This is a genomic window from Campylobacter sp. LMG 7929, assembly GCF_024723595.1.
Lineage (GTDB): Bacteria > Campylobacterota > Campylobacteria > Campylobacterales > Campylobacteraceae > Campylobacter_D.
Genome location: NZ_JANQCY010000005.1, coordinates 1 through 21,363 on the forward strand (window position 1 = coordinate 1; position 21,363 = coordinate 21,363).

The following is a 21,363-nucleotide window of genomic DNA, read 5'->3' on the forward strand; positions in this document are numbered from 1 at the left end:
GGTGATGTTTTCATTAATGGCTTTTGCCATAGCACCAAGCTCATCATTTGTTTTAACATCTATCATAGCAGAATCTTTAGTTTTATGATTGATGAAGTCAAAGAAAGAACTAAGACCATTTTGTATAGCTTGTAAAGGTGATAACAATCTTGATGAAATAAAATAAACAATAAGACATGATAAAATTAAAATCACAATAGATGTTATAATTTGATCAAATACATCTTCAATAACTAATTTATCTAAATCATCTTGTTTTTGAATTGCACACGCTACATAGTTAACATGAGCATTTGAATTATTAATATTTGCACAAACTCCAAATCTTTTTTCTCTACTATTTATCCCAGTATATTCAAAAGTCTTATAATCACCTACTACTTTATGGTGATTTTTAATCTCATCGATGTTTGGGTATGATTTTAATATTAAAGACTTATCGTTAGATGCAAAAGGTATTGAACTAGTATTGTCAAAAACAAATACACTTCCTGGTAATTTTTCAAATGTTTTTTGTAGAGATGTTAAAAGTAAATCAACACCCAAAACGGCTATAAGTTTTCCATTTTTTTCAATAGGTACAGAATAAGTAAAACTAGGGAATTTTGTTACTGAATCTTCGTACACATCACTTACAAAAACACCTTTATTTTTTAATGCTCCCTTGTACCAATCTCGTGTGGTTGCATTATATTGAGGATCATCATAATAACTTATACCACCACCTCTTTTTCTAAAAGGTATTCCTTTCTTATCTGATTCTGCATCACTAACAAGCATAGTTCCATCAGGGAAACCAAGATATACTGCTAAAGTATTTGAACCGTCTTTAAATACTTTCAAATCCTTAGCAAAATATTCCCCTAGTTTATCAAAATTTTCTGTCTGGTATTTTGGTAATGAATCTATATATTTTTTTATAGATAATAGAATTTCAACATAACTTTCAATATAAGTTTCCACTTGAGCAGTAGTTACTAATAAATAATCTTTATTTGCATTTTTACTATTTATAATAAGATTTTCTCTACTTGAATAAAAAGCCATTGCCGTTACTATAAACAAAGCTAAAGCAACTATAATCCCTGTAGTATAAGAAAGTTTATTTTTTACACTAATAAAACTATTTTTAAAAAGCATTTATTTTCCTTGAATTTTATTATCATTATATTAATAATTCTATCAAAAAATTATAATAATAATTTTAAAAATTCATAAAAAAACAAAATATTTTTTAAAAATGTAAAATAAAGTGATAGATGTAGAAATTTTTTAGTAAAATAGCAGTGAAGTAAGACTTCACTGCTATAAAATTATAGTTTACTTTCGTTTTTGCTTAGATAATCAGCAACACCTTTAGGGTCAGCTTTCATACCATCATCACCTTTGTTCCAGCCAGCTGGGCAAACTTCACCATGTTCATTAGTAAATAACATAGTATCAACCATTCTAATCATCTCATCAATGTTTCTTCCAAGTGGTAAGTCATTGATCACTGCATGACGAATTGTTCCATCAGCATCAAGTAAGAAAGAACCTCTTAAAGCAACTGCCTCTTCAAATAAAACATCAAAATTTCTAGCAATTTGTTTAGTTAAATCAGCTACTAAAGGAAATTTAACTTGACCTATACCACCTTGATTTACTGGCATATTTTTCCATGCAAAGTGAGAAAATTCATTATCGCAAGATACGCCGATTACTTCAATACCTCTATCTTTAAAATCTTGATATCTTTTATCAAAAGCAATGATTTCAGACGGGCAAACAAAAGTAAAGTCTTTTGGATAGAAAAATACTACCGCGCCTTTTGGTCCTATATTTTTATAAAGATTAAAATCTTCAACTATTTGGTTATTTCCTAATACAGCTGGTGCTGTAAAATCAATAGCTTTTTTAGTAACTATCATTTTTTATCTCCTAATTAATAAATTTTATTTGTAACAAAATAATATCATTTGTAAATTTAAAAATTTATTAATTGTGTAAAATTATCCATAATTTAATTTTATTATCAAAATTAATAGATTTTAAGAATAAAATTAACACAATTTTGATAATCTTGCATTCAACATTAATATTAAGGAGTAAAAAATGGCAGTTAAAATTACTGATATTTGTATAGCATGTGGTTCTTGTATAGATGAATGCCCAGTAAGTGCGATCGTAGATGATGCAAATAATCCTGAGGGCGAAGACAGATATTATGTTTATGCAGATAAATGTGTTGAGTGTGTAGGACACAATGATCAACCAGCCTGTGCAAGTGCTTGCCCAACCGATGGTTGTATTGTATGGAGTGATGTAGTAGGTGGTCAACCAAGTCGTGATAACATCGGTAGTGATTTAAGAGACGGTTCAACTCCAGTATTTGCTTAATAAATTTAATGTAAGTATCTTGATTTCAAGTTACTTACAAACCCTTCAATAACTCTAAACTTTTATATAAATTTAAAGCATTTTTTGGTATAATTAGCTCTTTTATAAATATAAAACTTAATTTAAATTAAGGGGACGATTTTGGAAAAAACACTTTCTATTATTAAACCTGATGCAGTAAAAAAAGGTGTTATTGGTCAAATTTTAACACGCTTTGAAAACAATGGTCTAAGAATAGCAGCAACAAAAAAAATACAGCTTTCAGAAAAAGAAGCGCAAGAATTTTATGCTGTACACAAAGACAGACCTTTTTTTAAAGATTTAGTTGAATTTATGATCAGCGGTCCGGTTGTGGTTTCTGTTTTAGAAGGCGAAAATGCAGTGTTAAAAAACAGAGAATTAATGGGTGCTACAAATCCAAAAGAAGCAGCTCCTGGTACTATTAGAGCAGATTTTGCAGATAGTATTGATGCAAATGCGGTTCATGGAAGTGATAGCTTAGAAAATGCAAAAATTGAAATAGAATTTTTCTTTTCAAAAACTGAAATTTTATAATGAAAATTGCCTTTGCAAAACTTAGCTCTGTGGCTTATCCTTTTAAGCTAGATCTTGGTAATATAGTTTTTGAAGGAACTATTACAAAAGTTAATCCAAAATTAGCAAAAATAAAAGCTAATTTCAAAGGATTTACTTATAGAAACTGTGATCGATGTGGCGATGAAATGGAGCTTGAAATCGATCAAAATATAGAGCTTTTTGCAAGCGATGGAATTTTTAAAGATGAAAATAATACTTTAAGTGATACTATGGAGTTTTTTGACTCTCATATAGATTTAATTGAACTTGCCACAAGTGAGTTGCAATCTTATTTAAGTGATTATTTTTATTGTAATAAATGTTTAAATTAATAAAGGAGTAAAAAATGGCAGTACCTAAGAGAAGAGTGAGTAAAACTCGTGCAGCAAAACGCAGAACTCATTATAAAGTTACCTTACCTATGCCTATAAAAGACAAAGATGGTAGCTATAAAATGCCTCACCGTGTAAATCCAGTAACTAAGGAATATTAATAACGATGACAAGCATTGCTATTGATGCAATGGGTGGTGATTTTGGGGAAAAACCTATCATAGAAGGTGTGATTCAAGCTCTAAAAGAGCGTGAATTTAAAGCCATCTTGGTAGGGGATCCTCAAAAACTAAAAACCTTGATTCCTCAAGAATTAAACTCATACATAGAATACGAAGAAGCTTTTGATGTGTTTGCTATGGATGAAAATTCCACAGATGCACTAAAAAGAAAAGATAGTACTATTTACAAAGCCATTGATTTAGTAAGAAATCAAAAAGCAAAAGCTGTTGTTTCTGCTGGGCATAGTGGAGCTACTATGAGTTTAGCTACATTAAGGCTTGGAAGATTAGCAAATATTGCTAGACCTGCAATTGCTACTTTAATGCCAAATATCCATTCAAGAACACTTGTACTAGATGTTGGAGCAAATGTTGATTGTAAAAGTGAGCATTTATTTCAATTTGCTATTATGGGTGAAGCCTATGCTAAAGAGATTTTAAAAATTGCCAAACCTAGAGTTGCTTTACTATCAAATGGCGAAGAAGAATGTAAGGGAAATGAGCTTACTAAAGAAACTCATCAACTCTTAAAGCAACTTCCAAATTTTGTCGGAAATGCCGAAGGTAGAGATATCTTTAATGGTACTATAGATGTATTAGTATGTGATGGATTTAATGGGAATATTTTACTTAAAACCGGCGAAGGTGTAGCAAGTGTTATCACAAAGCTTCTAAAACAAGAAATTCAAAAATCTTTTTTAGCAAAACTAGGCTATCTTTTAGCAAAACCAGCTTTTAATGAACTAAAAACTCATATTGACTATGAAGAATACGGTGGAGCTCCGCTTTTGGGTGTAAAAGAATGTGTCATTATAAGTCATGGAAAAAGTGGTCCAAAAGCTATAAAAAATGCTATTTTTCAAGCATTAAATTTCGCACAATCAAATATAAATCAAACTATAGAAAAAGAACTTTCTAATTATGAAATCAACTAAAGCTTCCTTAAAAAGTATAGCTTCTTATATCCCTACAAAAACTCTGAGTAATTTTGACTTAGAAAAAATGGTTCAAACTAGTAATGAATGGATATTAAGAAGAACTGGTATAGAACAAAGACACATAGCAAATGATGATGAGAATACAAGCGATCTTGGTACTAAAGCAGCTATTAAAGCCATACAAAGAGCTAATTTAAATCCTCAAGATATAGATGCGATCATCGTAGCTACTTTAAGTCCTGATTATTTTACCATGCCATCAACTGCGTGTAAAATCGCTCATAATTTAGGCTTAAAAAATATCACTGCTTTTGATATTTCTGCTGCATGCTCGGGATTTATTTATCTTTTAGAGCTTGCAAAATCTATGGTTGAAAGTGGTGCTAAAAAAAATGTATTAATCATAGGGGCTGAAAAAATTAGTTCTATTATGGATTATACTGATAGAAGCATTTGTGTGTTATTTGGTGATGGAGCTGGGGCTGGAGTTGTATCATTAGATGATAATTTTCCTATTATAGACACTCATACTGCAAGTGATGGGGAATTTGGAGATTTATTAATGACTCAAAGAGCTCAAAAAAGCAGTATCTGCTCTCCACTTTCCATGCAAATGAAAGGAAATGAGGTATTTAAAATCGCAGTGAATACTCTAAGTAATGATGTTATTGAAATTCTTGCAAAAAACGATATAAAAAGCGAAGAAATTGATCTTTTTATACCTCATCAAGCTAATTTAAGAATTATCAAGGCCGTACAAGAAAAATTAAACTTCAAAGACGAACAATGCGTAGTTACTGTCCAAAAATATGGCAATACCTCAGCTGCTTCAATTCCTATGGCAATGAATGATGCTTACGAGCAAGGTCGTTTAAAACAAGGCTCACTAATATTACTTGATGCTTTTGGTGGTGGTTTCACTTGGGGTTCAGCATTGCTTCGTTTTGGTGGAGAAAATAACAAATAAGTAAAAACTTATTTGTTATTAAAAGCTCCAATTTGATCTAATACTGACTTTCTAGTTTGATTATCTGAAGAATCTACGCGGATATAAAATTCAACTCTATTGTTTATTTCATCTTCTTTGTTTGCACTCAAAGGATAATTTTCACCAAAACTAACCACTATAAGTTGAGCTGGATTAATTCCTCTAGCAATCAAATAATCAGCCACAACTTGAGCTCTTTTACTTGCTAAATCAAAATTTCTTTTAGGATCTTTATCACTTGCATCAGTATAACCTCTAAGTTCTATTTGAGCTTGTTTTGGCATTCTTTTTAAAACTTCACTAATACGTTTTAGAAAATCTTGCACATCAGCTGAATCAATTTGTGTACTACCTCTAGCAAATTCAACCCTTGCAGGCAAATTTAAAACGATATTATTTTCTCTTTGATCTAATGCTGCTTTTAATTTTTCTATATTTTCTTGTTGGGTGATACTTAATTTTTTAAGCTTTTCAAGCTCTTCAACATTTGCATTAGATGGTGCACTGTATTTATTATGCACTTCACTTTCTTTTTCTAAAGGATTTGAAGCAGTAAATTCAAAAATTTTAACAAATTCAGTTTTTAAAGCCTCAGTTTTAGCGGGGTTACTTTCAGAAATCGCCCAAAGAGCAATAAAAAGTGCCAAAAGCAAACTTAAAAAGTCTGCATAAGGCACAGCCCATTTTTCACCTGCTGGACATTCTGGACATTTATGTTTTTTTCCCATTTTTTAACTCTTACTTATCAAATTGAGAAATTCTAGGCTCACCTTGTCCAAGGTAATTAAACAATTTAGCCTCTAAATCTCTAGGGTTAGCTCCCTCTGCAATACTTACTATAGCATGTGAGATCACTATCCTTTCTTTAATGAGCTCATGAGCATTAGCTTTGATTTTATGACCCCAAGGTCCAAATAAAGCATAAGCACCAAAAATCCCAGTTACCGTTGCAGTAAATGCTCCTGCAATACCTGCTGCCATAGCTTGAGGATCATCTAAAAGTTGCAAAGCAAGCATAAGTCCCATAACCGCACCAACAAGTCCCATAGTAGGACAAGTCTCACCAAAACGGATCCAGTATTCTGCCGTTTCTTTGTAATATTCTTCCATTTCCTCTATTTGGATTTCCATGCTTTCTTTAATCTCTTCTACGCTCTTGCCATCAACCATCATCATCATGGTTTCTTTTAAAAACTCATTATCAATTTCATTAGTTTTTGACTCTAAAGCCAAAAGCCCATCTCTTCTTGCTATGATAGAGTATTCTACAAGCTCAGCTATCCTTTGACTTAAATTTACCCCCGCACCTTTAAAGGCGAGTTTTAATTCTTTATAAGCTGCTTTAACAAATTTTTTATGAGTTGCTGTCATCGCACAAAAAGCCGCAGTTGGAACCACGATCAAAAATGAACTTAAGTGCAAAACATGTAAAGGGTTACCACCCTCTAAAATATCCCCCACAGAAATACTAACAACAGCTAATACCATCCCAAGTATGGTTGAAAGATCCATTAATTATTCTCCTTATTTTAATGCGCCCCAATTTTTGGCAATACTTGATGAAGTTTTTAATTTAACTTTTAATTTTACAATATTTTCCATAATATCACTAGCATTTTTTGCAAATTCCTCACAAAGTTCATCTTTTACTTCAAAAATAAGCTCATCATGGATTTGTAAAATCAAGCGTTTGTTCTCATCTAAATCTTTTGCAATTTCTATCATTGCAAGTTTTATTATATCGGCAGCAGAACCTTGAAGTGTAGAGTTAATACTCTCTCTTTCATACATTGCCACATGCATAGGCTTTGCATTTTCAAAGTCAAAATAACGCTTACGGCCTAGTAAAGTCTTTATAAAACCATTTTGCTTAGCTTCATTTTTTACCTTTTCAAAATAAGTTTTTATACTAGTAAAATTCTCAAAATATTTTTCAATATATTCTTTAGCTAATTTTGCTTCTATTTTTAAATTTTGACTCAAAGTCTTATAACCCATACCATAAATAAGACCAAAATTTATGCTTTTAGCAATACTTCTTGTCTCATAATCACTACGGTTAAAAATCATAATAGCAGTTTTTGCATGAATATCCTCATCGTTTAAAAACGCTTCTAATAATTTCTCATCTTCACTAAAATGCGCTAGCATTCTAAGCTCAATTTGTGAATAATCAAGTGAGATAAAACTAAATCCTTCTTTTGCTACAAAACAGGATTTATAATCTTTAGCATATTGACCATGCGCAGGGATGTTTTGTAAATTTGGATCTTTTGATGAAAGGCGTCCTGTGGCTGTTCCTGTTTGTAAAAAACTTGAATAAATTCTTGAGTTTTCATCTTTTTTGGCTAATTTTAACAAAGGTTCACAATAAGTAGAAACTAATTTAGCAAGCTCTCTATAAGCTAAAATTTCTTTCACAATCGGATGTTCATCTAAAATAGCATTTAAAACCTTTTCATCAGTAGAATATCCTGTTTTGCTTTTTTTACCACTTGGTAGCTTTAGTTTTTCAAATAAAATATCCCCTACTTGTTTTGGAGAATTAATATTAAATTTTTCACCCGCTAAATCATATATTTTTTCACTAAGTATTTTAATATCTTGATTAAAACTTTGCATTAGGCTTTCAAGCTTTTGAATATCAAGTTTAATACCATTATTTTCCATCATAATAAGCACTTTGATAAATTCAAACTCACTTTTTTGCGCAAGCTCAAATAAAGGCTTTTCTAAATTTTTTAAAAAATACAAATAAAATCTTAAAGTAACATAAGCATCCTCAGCTGCATATTTACAAGCTTTTTCTACATCCACTCCTGCAAAGCTTTCTCCTTTTTTTACCAAGTCTTCAAAATGCAAAGTCTCATAATCAAACAATCTTTTTGCTAAATCATCCATATTTACACGCAAACTTGGCTCTTTAAGCCATGCAAGTATCATAGTATCAGCATAATTTTTTGGAGGAAGTAAATTAAAATTGTTTTTTATAATCTCAAAATCATATTTAAGATTATGACCTATAACCGTGCTTTGATAGATTTTTTCTATACCCTTTTTAGCCACTTGCATAGAAATTTGCTTACAAACTCCTAAATAATCATGCGCAAGTGGTACATAAAAGGCTTCACTTTCATGAAAACAAAAACTAAACCCTACTATCTTAGCTTCTTTAGTATCTAAGCCCGTAGTTTCGGTGTCAAAAGCAACAATGCTTTGATCATCAATTTTTTCTAAAATGTCAAATAATTCTTTCTCATCTAAAATTAATCTTGCATTAAATCCTAAATTTTTATCTTTATTAGTAGGATTAGTGCGTAGTTTTTTTAATAAAGCATTTAATTCATAATGCTCCAAAATATCCATAATCTTAAGCAAGGGCTCATCTTTTGGATACTCACAATTTAAAAGCATATCTTTTACATCTAAATTTTCATACAAAGAAGCAAGTTTTTTACTCAAAAAGGCATTTTCTTTGCCCTCAAGCAACAAATTACGACTTCTTTCATTACGCACTAGTGTTAAGTTTTCATAAATTCCCTCAATACTTTCAAACTCATCAAGTAAATTCTTAGCTCCCTTAGCACCAATTCCTTTTACACCTGAGATATTATCTGAGCTATCTCCACATAGAGCTAAAAAATCTCTTATTTGGCTAGGTTTTACCCCATATTTTTCTAAACACCCTGCTTCATTATAATCATTTTTTGAAATAGGACTATAAATACTAACTTTATCATCTTTTATAAGTTGATACAAATCTTTATCTTGAGTAATAATTCTTATAAAAATATCCTTATTTTCACACTCTTTAACCAAAGATGCGATGATATCATCAGCCTCATATCCTTCGCAAGAAAAACTTGAAAAACCCATTTTTTCTATCATTTGAATGCAAATTGGAATTTGAGCTAATAAATCAGGTGGAGGTGGAGTGCGGTTGATTTTATAATTTGGATCAATTTCACTTCTAAAAGTTTTTCCTTTACTATCAAGAGCAAAAATAATCATATCACTAGGATGATCATTTTTCAAACTATAAATAAAATTAGCAAAACCGCTTATCATATTACTAGCTTCGCCTTTTGAATTTTTCAAACCCTTTAAAGCATAAAAAAGCCTAAAGAAAAAGCCAAAAGTATCAATTATGGTTAAAGTTTTCATTTTTTTCCTATATTAAAAAATAATAATAATTATCGCCCAAAATTATTTAAAAGTCGGTAAAAAGTATTAAATTTCCATTTTAAGCATTTTAGATAAAATTATCATTTTGAAATTTCAAATAAAGGTTTAATCTTGCAAACAAAATCAATCGCGGATGAAAATTTTCAAACTCCACAAGGAAAAAAGGCTTTTAAAAAGGCTGTGTTTTCATGTTGGCTAGGAACTGCCATGGAATATGCAGATTTTGCACTTTATGGCTTAGCTGCAGCTACTGTTTTTTCAGAAGTTTTCTTTCCTGAGCAAACTCCTGTTATAGCATTATTGCTTAGTTTTGTTACTTATGGTATAGGTTTTATTGCTAGACCTATTGGAGCTTTATTTTTTGGATATTTAGGAGATAAATACGGAAGAAAAAATGTATTGATGAGTACCATTGCATTAATGGGCATTTCAACTACTTTAATTGGTTTTATACCAAGTTATGCAGTAATTGGAATTTGGGCTCCTATATGTTTGGTTATTTTGCGTTTTATGCAAGGCTTTGGCGCAGGCGCTGAGCTTTCAGGTGGAACTGTCATGCTTGGAGAATATGCTCCTAGTAAACATAGAGGTTTAATCTCTTCTATCATCGCTCTTGGATCAAATAGTGGAACCTTACTTGCAGCTTTTGTGTGGCTTTTAGTTACAAGCATGGATGATGCTAGTTTTAAAGAATGGGGATGGAGAATTCCTTTTATAGGAAGTATCTTCATAGCACTTTTTGCTGTTTATATGCGTTTAAATGTAAAAGAAACTCCTGTTTTTGAAAAGCAAAAAGAATTAATGCTAAAAATTCGTCATGAAAATGAAGCACATATGAAAAAAGATGAAAGAACTTTTTGGCAAAAAAGTCGTGCATTTTGGACTATGGTGGGCATAAGGATAGGAGAAAATGGACCATCTTATCTTGCACAAGGCTTTATAGTAGGTTATGTAACTAAAATTTTACTTCTTGATAAATCAGTAGCCACAACTGCTGTTGTTATAGCTTCTTTGGTGGGATTTTTGGTTATACCTTTAGCAGGATATTTAAGTGATAAATTTGGAAGACGCATTACCTATAGAACCTTTTGCTTGCTTTTAATGCTTTATGCCTTCCCTGCTTTTATGTTGCTTGATAGTAAAAATGAAATTATTGTAATTTTAACTATCATCGTAGGTATGTCTTTGGCATCTTTAGGAATTTTTGGTGTGCAAGCTGCGTGGGGTGTGGAGCTTTTTGGGGCAAAAAATCGCTATACCAAAATGGCACTAGCAAAAGAATTTGGCTCTATACTTTCAGGAGGAACCGCTCCTATGATAGCTTCAGCTTTGCTTGCTTATTATGGCACTTGGTGGCCAATAGCCTTGTATTTTGTTATCACCGCAGGAATTGGTTTTATCACAACTTTCTTTGCGCCAGAAACTAGAGGCAGAGATTTAAATTTAATAGAAGATGCGATATGATACGCCTTATTTTAGATACTGATATAGGCAATGGAATAGCAGGGGCTAATACCGATGATGGTTTAGCCCTTGGGCTTATTTTAGCCTCTAAAGAAATCAAACTTGAAATGATTAGCACTTTAAGTGGTAATGTACAAGCTTTAACCGCTTATAGCGTTGCTAAAGATTTATTAAATAAGCTTAATCTAGATATACCTTTGTATCTAGGTGCTCATGAAGCTTTATGTGAAGATAGTCATTTTTGGAGACAAAGACTAGATAAAAGCATAGAAGAGTTTAAGCTTACTCATCTTTGGGATCATATAAAACCTATAAAAATCTTAGAAAACATAAGCCCAAATGCTTGTATGAAAATGGGTGAGCTTGTTATGCAAAACCCAGGTGAAATTTCAATTTGCGCTATAGGACCTTTAACAAATATAGCCATAGCTATGAAACTTTTTAAAGACTTTGATAAAAATGTAAAAGAAATTTTTATCATGGGTGGAAGTTTTGATATGCCTTATCATATCAAAGATACAAATTTTGGTTTTGATCCTGAGGCTGCTAGTATAGTTTTAAACTCAAGAGCTAAAATCACACTTGTTCCTTACAATGCAACAATGCAAACTATGCTCACACATGAAGATTTAAATACTTTAGAAAATCAAAATCCACTTTGTGATTTTTTAATACAGACTTTAAGAGTTTGGATTGATTATGCAAGCAAAACAAGAGGTACAAATGGCACATGGATACATGATGCATTAACTATTGCTTATATGCTTGATCCTAATTTAGCAAATTTTGATGAGTATTTAGTAGATGTCATTTGTGATAGTACTTTTGCTAGAGGAAGCACGATAAGGTGTTTTAAAGATGCTAAAATGCCTATGAAAAATCATGAATTAAAAAACACTATAAAAGTTTTAAAAGATATTGATAATGCTAGACTTTTAAATCTTTTAAAATCAAGACTTTTAAATGGAATTTGCTATGAAAATTACAAAAGCATAACGGCTTAATTTACCCAAGGCTATAAAAATACTTGCTTTTAAAAAAGAATACTTAGCAAATCCAAGCCCTAGCGCAAAAAGATCTCCCGCTATGGGTAAAAAAGTAAAAAAAGCATACAAAGAGCCAAATTTTTTAAAGTTTGCATTGATTTTTTCTAATTTATGTAAAGAGTTTTTAAAATATTTTTCTAAAATTTGACTCTCTCCAAAATAAGCTAACGCATAAGTACTTAAACTACCCAAAGTATTTCCCAAACTTGCAACAAATAAAACCATATAAGCATTAAAATCTAATTTCACAAAAGCAAGCACAAAAGCCTCACTTGCCATAGGCAAAAGTGTGCTAGAGAGAAAACATACTATAAAAAGTCCTATATAGCTTATGTCATTATATAAAAAATCAAACATTACAAATTTTCTTAGTATTTATTTTCCAAATTATCATTTTAAAGAATTTTTAATAATAATTATCTTAGAATGTAAAGTCATTTGGCAATTTTTTAAAAGGAAAAGCTATGGAAAGGAAAAAATTTTCTAAACTAAATTTAGAATACTCATTTAACAAAGCTTCTTTTTCTTGGCGTTAAGCCTACTACTACATTTTCAATCATTTTTTATTTTACATTTTTAGTTTTAGTTGATCATTTTTGATTTTATATTGTTAATCATTTTAAGGAAATACTATGAAAAAATATTACGGAAAATTTGGTGGGCAATTTGTGCCAAATGAAGTAAAAATAGCATTAGATGAAGTAGAAAAAGCTTTTTTAAAACTCAAAAAAGATAAAGATTTTAACACAGAATTAAAAGAACTCTTAGTTAATTATGTAGGAAGACCTACACCTTTATACCATGCTAAAAATTTAAGCAAGCTTTATAATCATGAAATTTATTTAAAAAGAGAAGACTTAACTCACACAGGAGCTCATAAGATCAACAATGCCATAGCTCAAGCCTTAATGGCAAAGAAAATGAATAAGAAAAAAATTATTGCAGAAACTGGAGCAGGACAACACGGGCTTGCAACCGCTACTGCAGCAGCACTTTTGGGACTTGAATGTGAGATATTTATGGGAGCTATTGATGTAAAAAGACAAGCCTTAAATGTCTATAAAATGGAGCTTTTAGGAGCAAAAGTTCATGCGGTAGAAAGTGGAAGTAAAACTTTAAGTGATGCGGTGGATGAAGCTTTAAATTTTTGGGTTAAAAACACCAAAGAAGTATTTTATGTAGTAGGAAGTGCAGTGGGGCCTTATCCTTATCCGCAAATTGTTACGCATTTTCAAAGTATTATAGGTAAAGAATGTAAAATGCAACTTAGAAAATTAAATAAAAAAGTAGATTACATCATAGCAGCAGCTGGAGGTGGTAGCAATGCTGCTGGAATTTTTCATGCATTTTTAAAAGATGAAAAAGTTAAACTCATAGGCGTTGAAGCAGCAGGTTTAGGAAAAGATACACCTTATCATGCAGCTACACTTACTAAAGGTAAAGAAGGTATTATCCATGGTATGAAAACTAAGGTTTTACAAGATGATAAAGGCAATATTGCTCATACTTTTAGCATCTCTGCTGGGCTTGATTACCCTGGCATAGGTCCTTTGCACGCATATTTACAAGAAAGTAAAAGAGCAAGTTATCATGCTATTAGCGATGATGAGTGTATCAATGCTTTAAAATTATTATGTAAAGAAGAAGGTATTATACCTGCCATTGAAAGCTCACATGCATTAGCTTATCTAGAAAAACTTTGTCCGACTTTAAAGAAAAAAAGTGTGATAGTTGTAAATCTTTCAGGAAGAGGCGATAAAGATATGCAAAGTATTTATGAGTATAAAAAAGGTGAAATTTATGGTTGAAGGATAACTTCAACCAATTTATTTTTTTGTGTTTTTTAACTCTAAATTTAGATAATACCCCGTATAAGAACCACTTTTTTCATGATTTTTTGCAAGCTCTTCCACGCTACCTTTAGCTATAACCTTACCACCTTTAACTCCACCTTCAGGTCCCATATCGATGATATAATCAGCATTTTTAATCACATCTAAATTATGCTCTATCACAAACACACTATTTCCAAGATCGACTAAATGTTGCAAAACTAAAATAAGCTTATTAACATCTTCAAAATGAAGTCCTGTTGTAGGTTCATCTAAAATATAAAGAGTTTTTCCTGTATCGCTTCTGCTTAATTCTTTGGCTAGCTTAATACGCTGAGCCTCTCCGCCACTTAAAGTAGTTGCATTTTGTCCTAAGGTAAGATAATCAAGCCCAACTTTTACCAAAGTATCAAGTTTTTGCTTTATCTTTGGCACAGAAGTAAAAAACTCACTTGCTTCAATAATACTCATATTTAAAACATCAGCTATGCTTTTACCTTTATATTTGATCTCTAAAGTTGCATCATTATATCTTTTGCCATTACAAACATCACAAGTTACCATCACATCAGGCAAAAAGTGCATTTCTATTTTAATTTCACCATCTCCACTACACTTTTCACATCTTCCACCTTTAACATTAAAAGAAAAACGCCCTGCTTTATAACCTCGCATTTTAGCTTCTTTGGTAGCTGCAAAAAGATTACGAATTTCATCCATAGCACCTGTATAAGTAGCAGGATTTGAACGCGGGGTTCTTCCTATAGGACTTTGATCAAGATAAATCACCTTATCAAGTTTTTCTAAACCTTCTATTTTAGCCCCACTTAGTTTTTTAACTTTTTTAGCACGGTTAAGCTCTTCTTTTGCAAATGGAAGCAAAGTTTGTAAAATCAATGAGCTTTTACCACTTCCTGAAACGCCTGTAATTGCTACAAGATTGCGTAGTGGAAAATCTACGCTTAGATTTTGAATATTATTAATACTCACATCTTTTAAACTAATAAAATCTTTTTGTTCTCTATTTTTTTGATGGGCAATTTGCTTTTTACCGCTCATATAAAGGGCGGTTTGGCTTTTGCTTTTTAATAATTCTTTATAAGTTCCACTAAATACAACCTCACCACCAAATTTACCAGCATTTGGACCAATATCTACGATAAAATCTGCCTCTTCTATAGTCATTTTATCATGCTCAACCACGATTAAAGTATTACCCTTTTGCTGAAGATTTCTTAAAGTTTTAATGAGTTTTGCCGTATCTCGCTCATGTAAACCAATGCTAGGCTCGTCTAAAACATACATCACTCCACTTAAACCACTACCAATTTGAGATGCTATACGAATTCTTTGAGCCTCACCCCCGCTAATGGTTCTTGCATCACGCCCTAAAGATAAATACCCAAGTCCTACATCATAAAGAAAAAACAATCTTTCATTAATTTCTTTAAAAATAGGCTTAGCTATCAATCTTTCTTGCTCACTTAAATACGCAAAATTAGCTTCTTTTGAAAAAAATGCAGTGGTATTTTCTATGCTCATATCTAAAATTTCACCCAAATTTTTCTCAGCTACTTTTACAGCTAAACTCTCAGCTCTTAAACGATGGCCATTGCAATCTTTGCAAGTTTTTTCGCTCATATACTCGCTTAAATCTTTTTCATCTTTTAGCATTTCATAGGCATATTTAACCGCACCTTCAAATTTACGACTTAAGCGATGTCTTTTCCATAAAAAATTAATTTCCTTGGCATTGCCATAAAGCACTAGACGCTTTTCTTCTTCACTTAACTCATTATATGGAATTTTTACCCTGATATCATTTTGTTCACAAAAGGCCATTAAAAACTTATAATAATAACTTTTATTAAACCCATATAAAAGCTTTATAGCTCCTGCTTCTAAGCTTAATTCTTCATTGATAAGTTTTTTCATATCTAGCGTATATCTTATACCAAGACCATCACAACTTGGACAAGCACCTTTTGGAGAATTAAAAGAAAAACTCAAAGGCTCAAGCAAAGGAAAAGAAATTTTACAATCAAAACAAGCATTATGTTCACTATAATGAAAATGTTTTGCTATGTTTAATTCTTCATTATTTAAAACTTCAATTTCCACTTCACCAAAGCTCTCGCTAAGACCTTTTTCTATATCGCTTGCAAGTCTTGCTAGCATATCATCTTGTACTTGGAGTCTATCTATTACAAGTTTTATTGTATGTTTTTTGGTTTTAGCAAGCTCAATATCCTCATCAAGACGCGTTAAAACCCCATCAATTTGTGCTCTAACATAGCCTTTTGCGACTAAATTTTCCAAAAGATCTGCAAAAGTTCCTTTTTTTTCTTTAATCAACGGCGCATAAATGATGATTTTAGCTCCTTTTGGAAGCTTTAAGATTTCACCTACGATATCTGCTGCACTCATAGATGAGATTTTTTGGCCACATTGATGACAATGTTGTGAGCCAATCCTTGCGTATAAAAGTCTTAGATAATCATAAATTTCAGTAATAGTCCCAACAGTTGATCTAGGATTTTTAGAAGTTGTTTTTTGATCAATAGCAATAGCAGGAGTTAAACCTTCTATTTTATCAACATTTGGCTTACCCACTTTATCTAAAAACTGCCTTGCATAAGCACTTAAACTTTCAATATAGCGACGTTGTCCTTCTGCATAAAGCGTACCAAAAGCTAAAGTGGATTTACCACTTCCACTAAGTCCTGTAAAAACTATGAGTTTATTTTTAGGAATTTCTAGGTTGATATTTTTAAGGTTATTCTCTTTAGCACCAATGATATTTATTTTGTCATTATTCATAAAAATCCTCTTTTTACCTAATCAAGCATGTTTTTTAGCAAAATCTTTCATAAATTCACTTAACTTTTGCACCTTTTCAATGCTGATAGAATTATAAATACTAGCGCGAATTCCACCTAAAATTTTATGCCCTTTAAGACCTATCATACCATTTTCTTCAGCTTCTTTTACAAAAACTGGTTCTAAATTTTTATCATGAGCTATGTTAAAACTAACATTCATTAATGATCTATCCTCTTTTTTAGCATGACCTTTATAAAAACCATTACTCTCATCAATCACATCGTATAAAATTTTAGCCTTTTGTATGTTTTGCTCATTGATTTTATCTAAGCCGCCTTGATTTAAAAGCCATTTCATTTCAAGATTAAACATATATATAGCAAAGGTTGCTGGAGTATTAAATAAAGAATTATTTTCAGCATAAACACTGTATTTTAACATACTAGGTATATTTTTGTTTTTACTACGCTCTATCATATCTTTGCGGATAAATGCACAAGCAAGTCCTGAAATTCCCGCATTTTTTTGCACTCCACCAAAAAGCATAGCAACATTAGAAAAATCTATCTTTTTAGAGAAAAAATCACTAGAAGCATCAATTATCAAAGGGCTTTTAGTTTTTGGATAGTTTTTATATTGGGTTCCATAAATGGTATTGTTAGAGCATATATAAGCATAATCTGCATTATCACTAAATTCAAATTGTGGGATATGATCAAACTCACTTTCTTGGCTACTTGCTACTATTTTTGTATTTACTCCTAAAATTTCAGCCTCTTTAATAGCTTTTTTAGTCCAAACACCAGTATTGGCAAATTCACAAACTCCACCCATATATAAATTCATAGGTATCATAGCAAATTGCAAACTAGCTCCACCTTGCATTAAAAGCACTTCATAATCATCATTTACACCATAAAGATCTTTTGCTATTTTAATAGCTTCAAAATGCACTTCTTCAAAAACCTTTCCACGATGAGAAACTTCCATAATAGAAAAGCCTTTACCATGATAATCAAACAAATGCTCCTGTGCTTCTTTTAAAACCTCATCAGGCAGATTTGAAGGACCTGCACTAAAATTCATTACTCTCATTTTGTCTCCTTTTTATAGTATTTGGGCTTCTTTACTCTCATTTATTGAGCAAAGTTTTATAATATCTCCTTTTTTTAGTTTTTCAAGAGAGATATTTTTGCCATCTTTTTGTAAATTTATCAAATTTTTACTTTTATCAAAGAAATTTTTATGCTGAGTTAAAAGCTCTTCAAAATTATTAAGTTTGTTTTCATAATTTAATAATTTTAAATTTAAAACGCTCTTTAGTTGACTTTGTAAAAAATCAAGCTTTTGTTTTCTAAGAAAAAAAGCATTTTCTAAAGATTTCGCTTTGGCTAAATTTTGTAAATGATCGATTTTATTTTGATAAAACTTAAGATGATTTAACATTTGGTTTTTAAAACGCATAGCAAGCTCATCAAGTCCTTGTTCTAAGCTGAGTTTATTTGGAAAAATCATATCAATAGCCGCACTTGGAGTTGGTGCTCTTAAATCTGCTACAAAGTCACTAATAACATAATCAATCTCATGTCCAATAGCAGAAACAATAGGCGTTTTTAAAGAAAAAATACATCTTGCAAGTTCTTCATCATTAAAACAAAACAAATCTTCTCTGCTTCCACCACCTCTTGCTAAAATAATCGCATCTAAATTAAACTCATCAGCTTTTTTTAAAGCATTTATCAAAGAATTTGGAGCGCTTTGTCCTTGAGTGAGGGCATTAAAAATAGTTATTTTGCAAAGATTGTATTCTTTTTGTGAAATTAACTTTAACATATCTTGCAAAGCAGCTGAAGTAAAAGAAGTGATTATGCCTATTTTTTTAGGAAATTTAACAATGCTTTTTTTAGCATTTGTATCAAACAAACCTTCTTTTTCAAGCTTTTCTTTTAGGGCTAAAAATTTAGCTTCTAAATCCCCAAGGCTTGTTTTTTGCATACTTTTAGCGATAAATTGATACCTACCACTTGCTTCATACAAACTCACATAACCTCTTAGATCAAGCATATCGCCAACCTTAGGTTTAGCTTGAACAAATTGATTAAAGCCTTTAAACATCACGCAAGCTATGCTTGATTTTTCATCTTTTAAATCAAAATACCAATGTCCTGAACTATGAATGGTAATTTTAGAAATTTCTCCACTAAGCTCTATATCATCAAGATGAAATTCTAATAAACTTTTAGCCTTTAAATTAAGTTCTGAAACTTTCATTTTTTTCTTGCAATAAACATAGAGCAAACACCAAAGCTAAAGTTTTTGTACTCTAGCATTTCAAAGTGCACACTCAATTCTTTAATAAATTCTTCTTTGCTTAAAAAATCTTCTATAGAATTTGGCAAATACTCATAAGCACTATAATTTTTACTAATAAATCCACCCACTTTTGGCAAAATATTTTTTAAGTAAAAATCTCTACAAGCAGCTATAAAACCACCCTGCTCTCTTTTGGTAAATTCAAGCACAAGTAAAATCCCATCCTTTTTTAACACTCTTGCAAATTCTTTTATAGCTTCTTTCCTATCTACCACATTGCGTATGCCATAACTTATACTTATGATGTCTGCACTTTCATTTTCGAGTGGAAGTTCTTGTGCTTTTGCTTGTACAAAAGTCGCATCAGGAATTTTTTTCCTAGCCACTTCAAGCATGCCCGCACTTGGATCAACCCCTTTTATACTAATGATATTTTTATTTGCTCTTAAGGCTTGATTTTGCCATTCTATAATCATATCGCCCGTACCACAAGCTACATCGATAATATCAAATTCATTATTAGAAAATTTAAAAACATCCAAACAAGCTTTTTTTCTCCAACTCACATCACTTCCAAAACTTAAAATTCTATTAGCCTTATCATAAGTTGGTGCTATATCATCAAACATTTTAACTATTTTTTCTTGTTTTTGCATGTTTTTCCTAACTATATATTTTTAATTTTTTGATGCTTTTTTCAATTTGTTTTATTATATTTTCATCATAAGAATTTTGGTCTAAATGATTATATTTAAAATAATTTTTCAACTTTTTAATGCTTTTTTCTTCAAACATAGTTGCAAAATAGCATAATAAAAATTTTATTTTTTCTAATTCTTCTTCAAGATTTGTTTGAGATTTTACAATTTTTTTCTTTAAAAAAACTAATTCTTTTCTTAGTTTAAAAGCTATTAAAGACTTTAAAATTTGATTTTTTCCTTGATAAAATTCATAATCATTTTTTAAAATAAAATCCATATCAAGAAAAATATCATTAATTTTTTCATCGCTTGAAATAAAAATATATTTTTCTAATTCAAACTCATGGTATTTTTTCATATTAATTTGATTTATCAAAAATGAAAATTGTTGTTTTAGCTTATTTTGAATATTTTTTTCAAAAAGAGTATCAAAAACATCAAAACAAAAACAAATTTGCTTAAGGCTTATAAAACATTGTTCCAAGTTTTTTTCACTTGAATTTTTTAAAAAATTTAATCTGTCATTTTTTAAGTTTTTTAAAAGAACAAAAAGTAAAATTTTACCAGCTGAAAAACTTTGAATTTGATTTGGAAAATGCAAGTTAATATCTTTTTGTTTATCTAAAATTTTAATACATCTAGCACTATCAAAAACTTTAGAAAGATCCCCATATAATGCTAAATTTTTACTATAAAAATTCTCATCATCTGTAATTTCTTTATAATTTTTTAAAAAATGAGGTAAATCAAACCGCTTTGCTTCTTCAACGGTGGAAAAAATCACTTTTAAAATGACCAAATTTTTTAAATTGTTTTTAAAATTATAAAGGAAAAATTGGGTATTATCAATCTCAAAACTAATTCTTGTTTTTTTTATTATATTGGTTATAGCATTTTTACTTTGATGTTTAAATTCTTTTTTAGATATTTTATGAGTTTTTTTATCTAAAATATCATGTAATTTATAAAATGTAAATTGATAATAATCTTGATTGATTTTTTTATATTTGATATCACAAAAAGGATTTATACGTGTAAAAAATACACGTATTTTATCCTTAGAATAAGCAAGTTTTTCTTCTTTTAAAATTTTGATAAAATCATCGTTTTCAATTAAAAAGCGTCTTTGTACTTCACAAATCATTTTACTTGCAAAATTTACAACCATTCACATAAGCAAACACGCCAAGATAGTCAATAATATTACCAATCTTTTTCTCAAGATCTTCTTGGTATTTATTAATCCCACTATCTTCATAGCGCACATCTTCTATGTGATTGCATTTACTACAAATTACATGAATATGTGGATATTCATAAATGTCATAACAAGTTTTTTGATTTGGAGTATTAATTTCTACTACCAAACCTTGTTCTTTTAAGGTATTTAAATTTTTATATACCGTAGCTAATGAGATAGAAGGATATTCTTCTTTAATACTTTCATACAAAGATTCTATATTAGGATGCTCGTGGCGTTTTAAAATTTTTAAAATACAAAGTCTTTGTGGAGTAGCTTTTAAATCACAGTTTTTAAGCATTTGAATAAGTTCCATAGTCTATTC

General features: G+C 30.5%; 21 protein-coding genes. 9 read left to right on the forward strand and 12 right to left on the reverse strand.

Features of this window, described 5'->3' with window-relative positions; all coding sequences use genetic code 11:
- On the reverse strand, positions 1–1,140 hold a 1,140-nt coding region (locus CAMP5118_RS03235; RefSeq protein WP_337216600.1), incomplete at its 3' end, for a PDC sensor domain-containing protein.
- 173 nt (positions 1,141–1,313) lie between these two features.
- Positions 1,314–1,910, reverse strand: a complete 597-nt coding sequence (locus CAMP5118_RS03240; RefSeq protein ID WP_337216601.1) for a peroxiredoxin — start codon at positions 1,908–1,910, stop codon at positions 1,314–1,316.
- A gap of 184 nt (positions 1,911–2,094) precedes the next feature.
- Between CAMP5118_RS03240 and CAMP5118_RS03245 the strand changes: the two genes are divergently transcribed.
- The 6 genes from CAMP5118_RS03245 (at position 2,095) to CAMP5118_RS03270 (ending at position 5,413) form a co-directional block, all read left to right on the forward strand.
- The gene (locus CAMP5118_RS03245; RefSeq protein ID WP_173786825.1) at positions 2,095–2,379 is read left to right on the forward strand and encodes a DUF362 domain-containing protein; all 285 of its coding nucleotides are present in this window, start codon (positions 2,095–2,097) and stop codon (positions 2,377–2,379) included.
- 141 nt (positions 2,380–2,520) lie between these two features.
- A complete protein-coding gene (ndk, locus tag CAMP5118_RS03250; protein WP_173786824.1) occupies positions 2,521–2,934 on the forward strand; it encodes a nucleoside-diphosphate kinase in 414 nt (137 codons plus the stop codon).
- Positions 2,934–3,287 (forward strand): hypothetical protein, encoded by a 354-nt coding sequence (locus CAMP5118_RS03255; RefSeq protein WP_337216602.1) that lies wholly within the window; start codon positions 2,934–2,936, stop codon positions 3,285–3,287. The genes ndk and CAMP5118_RS03255 overlap by 1 nt, the downstream gene beginning before the upstream one ends.
- Positions 3,288–3,301: 14 nt before the next feature.
- Positions 3,302–3,448, forward strand: coding sequence for a 50S ribosomal protein L32 (gene rpmF / locus CAMP5118_RS03260; protein WP_012662034.1), 147 nt, complete (start codon positions 3,302–3,304; stop codon positions 3,446–3,448).
- Positions 3,449–3,453: 5 nt separating this feature from the next.
- Positions 3,454–4,443: a phosphate acyltransferase PlsX gene (gene plsX, locus CAMP5118_RS03265; protein ID WP_263669153.1), complete on the forward strand. Its 990-nt coding sequence runs from the start codon at positions 3,454–3,456 to the stop codon at positions 4,441–4,443.
- Entirely contained in the window at positions 4,430–5,413 is a 984-nt protein-coding gene (locus CAMP5118_RS03270; RefSeq protein WP_337216603.1) for a beta-ketoacyl-ACP synthase III, read from the forward strand. The genes plsX and CAMP5118_RS03270 overlap by 14 nt, the downstream gene beginning before the upstream one ends.
- Positions 5,414–5,421: 8 nt before the next feature.
- Here CAMP5118_RS03270 and motB read toward each other — a convergent pair whose 3' ends face one another.
- The 3 genes from motB to polA are packed head-to-tail and all read right to left on the reverse strand — an operon-like array spanning position 5,422 to position 9,598.
- Entirely contained in the window at positions 5,422–6,162 is a 741-nt protein-coding gene (motB, locus tag CAMP5118_RS03275) for a flagellar motor protein MotB (RefSeq protein WP_263679464.1), read from the reverse strand.
- 10 nt (positions 6,163–6,172) lie between these two features.
- Complete coding sequence (gene motA, locus CAMP5118_RS03280) at positions 6,173–6,946, reverse strand: flagellar motor stator protein MotA (protein WP_039619177.1); 774 nt, start codon at positions 6,944–6,946, stop codon at positions 6,173–6,175.
- Positions 6,947–6,958: 12 nt separating this feature from the next.
- The gene (gene polA, locus CAMP5118_RS03285; protein WP_337216604.1) at positions 6,959–9,598 is read right to left on the reverse strand and encodes a DNA polymerase I; all 2,640 of its coding nucleotides are present in this window, start codon (positions 9,596–9,598) and stop codon (positions 6,959–6,961) included.
- A gap of 129 nt (positions 9,599–9,727) precedes the next feature.
- Here polA and CAMP5118_RS03290 point away from each other — a divergent pair, with 129 nt between their 5' ends.
- Positions 9,728–11,083: an MFS transporter gene (locus CAMP5118_RS03290; protein WP_263684051.1), complete on the forward strand. Its 1,356-nt coding sequence runs from the start codon at positions 9,728–9,730 to the stop codon at positions 11,081–11,083.
- Positions 11,083–12,087, forward strand: coding sequence for a nucleoside hydrolase (locus tag CAMP5118_RS03295; protein ID WP_263708479.1), 1,005 nt, complete (start codon positions 11,083–11,085; stop codon positions 12,085–12,087). The genes CAMP5118_RS03290 and CAMP5118_RS03295 overlap by 1 nt, the downstream gene beginning before the upstream one ends.
- Here the strand turns inward: CAMP5118_RS03295 and CAMP5118_RS03300 are convergent.
- Entirely contained in the window at positions 12,043–12,486 is a 444-nt protein-coding gene (locus CAMP5118_RS03300; RefSeq protein ID WP_263708428.1) for a YqaA family protein, read from the reverse strand. The two genes, CAMP5118_RS03295 and CAMP5118_RS03300, sit on opposite strands and share 45 nt — an antisense overlap.
- 275 nt (positions 12,487–12,761) lie before the next feature.
- Between CAMP5118_RS03300 and trpB the strand changes: the two genes are divergently transcribed.
- Positions 12,762–13,937, forward strand: coding sequence for a tryptophan synthase subunit beta (gene trpB, locus CAMP5118_RS03305; RefSeq protein ID WP_337215013.1), 1,176 nt, complete (start codon positions 12,762–12,764; stop codon positions 13,935–13,937).
- An 18-nt stretch (positions 13,938–13,955) separates the two neighbouring features.
- Here the strand turns inward: trpB and uvrA are convergent, their stop codons facing one another.
- From uvrA to perR, 6 genes are read right to left on the reverse strand one after another with little or no spacing between them, the layout of a single operon-like run.
- Entirely contained in the window at positions 13,956–16,781 is a 2,826-nt protein-coding gene (gene uvrA / locus CAMP5118_RS03310; RefSeq protein WP_337216605.1) for an excinuclease ABC subunit UvrA, read from the reverse strand.
- Between the two features lie 21 nt (positions 16,782–16,802).
- A complete protein-coding gene (serC, locus tag CAMP5118_RS03315) occupies positions 16,803–17,879 on the reverse strand; it encodes a phosphoserine transaminase (RefSeq protein ID WP_337216606.1) in 1,077 nt (358 codons plus the stop codon).
- Positions 17,880–17,891: 12 nt separating this feature from the next.
- Entirely contained in the window at positions 17,892–19,055 is a 1,164-nt protein-coding gene (xseA, locus tag CAMP5118_RS03320; RefSeq protein ID WP_337215010.1) for an exodeoxyribonuclease VII large subunit, read from the reverse strand.
- The gene (ubiE, locus tag CAMP5118_RS03325) at positions 19,052–19,753 is read right to left on the reverse strand and encodes a bifunctional demethylmenaquinone methyltransferase/2-methoxy-6-polyprenyl-1,4-benzoquinol methylase UbiE (protein ID WP_337216607.1); all 702 of its coding nucleotides are present in this window, start codon (positions 19,751–19,753) and stop codon (positions 19,052–19,054) included. Before ubiE ends, xseA begins: the two co-directional genes overlap by 4 nt.
- 7 nt (positions 19,754–19,760) lie before the next feature.
- Entirely contained in the window at positions 19,761–20,966 is a 1,206-nt protein-coding gene (locus CAMP5118_RS03330; RefSeq protein ID WP_337216608.1) for a hypothetical protein, read from the reverse strand.
- Positions 20,944–21,354 (reverse strand): peroxide-responsive transcriptional repressor PerR, encoded by a 411-nt coding sequence (gene perR / locus CAMP5118_RS03335; protein ID WP_263663926.1) that lies wholly within the window; start codon positions 21,352–21,354, stop codon positions 20,944–20,946. The genes CAMP5118_RS03330 and perR overlap by 23 nt, the downstream gene beginning before the upstream one ends.
- Between the last annotated feature and the right edge of the window lie 9 nt (positions 21,355–21,363).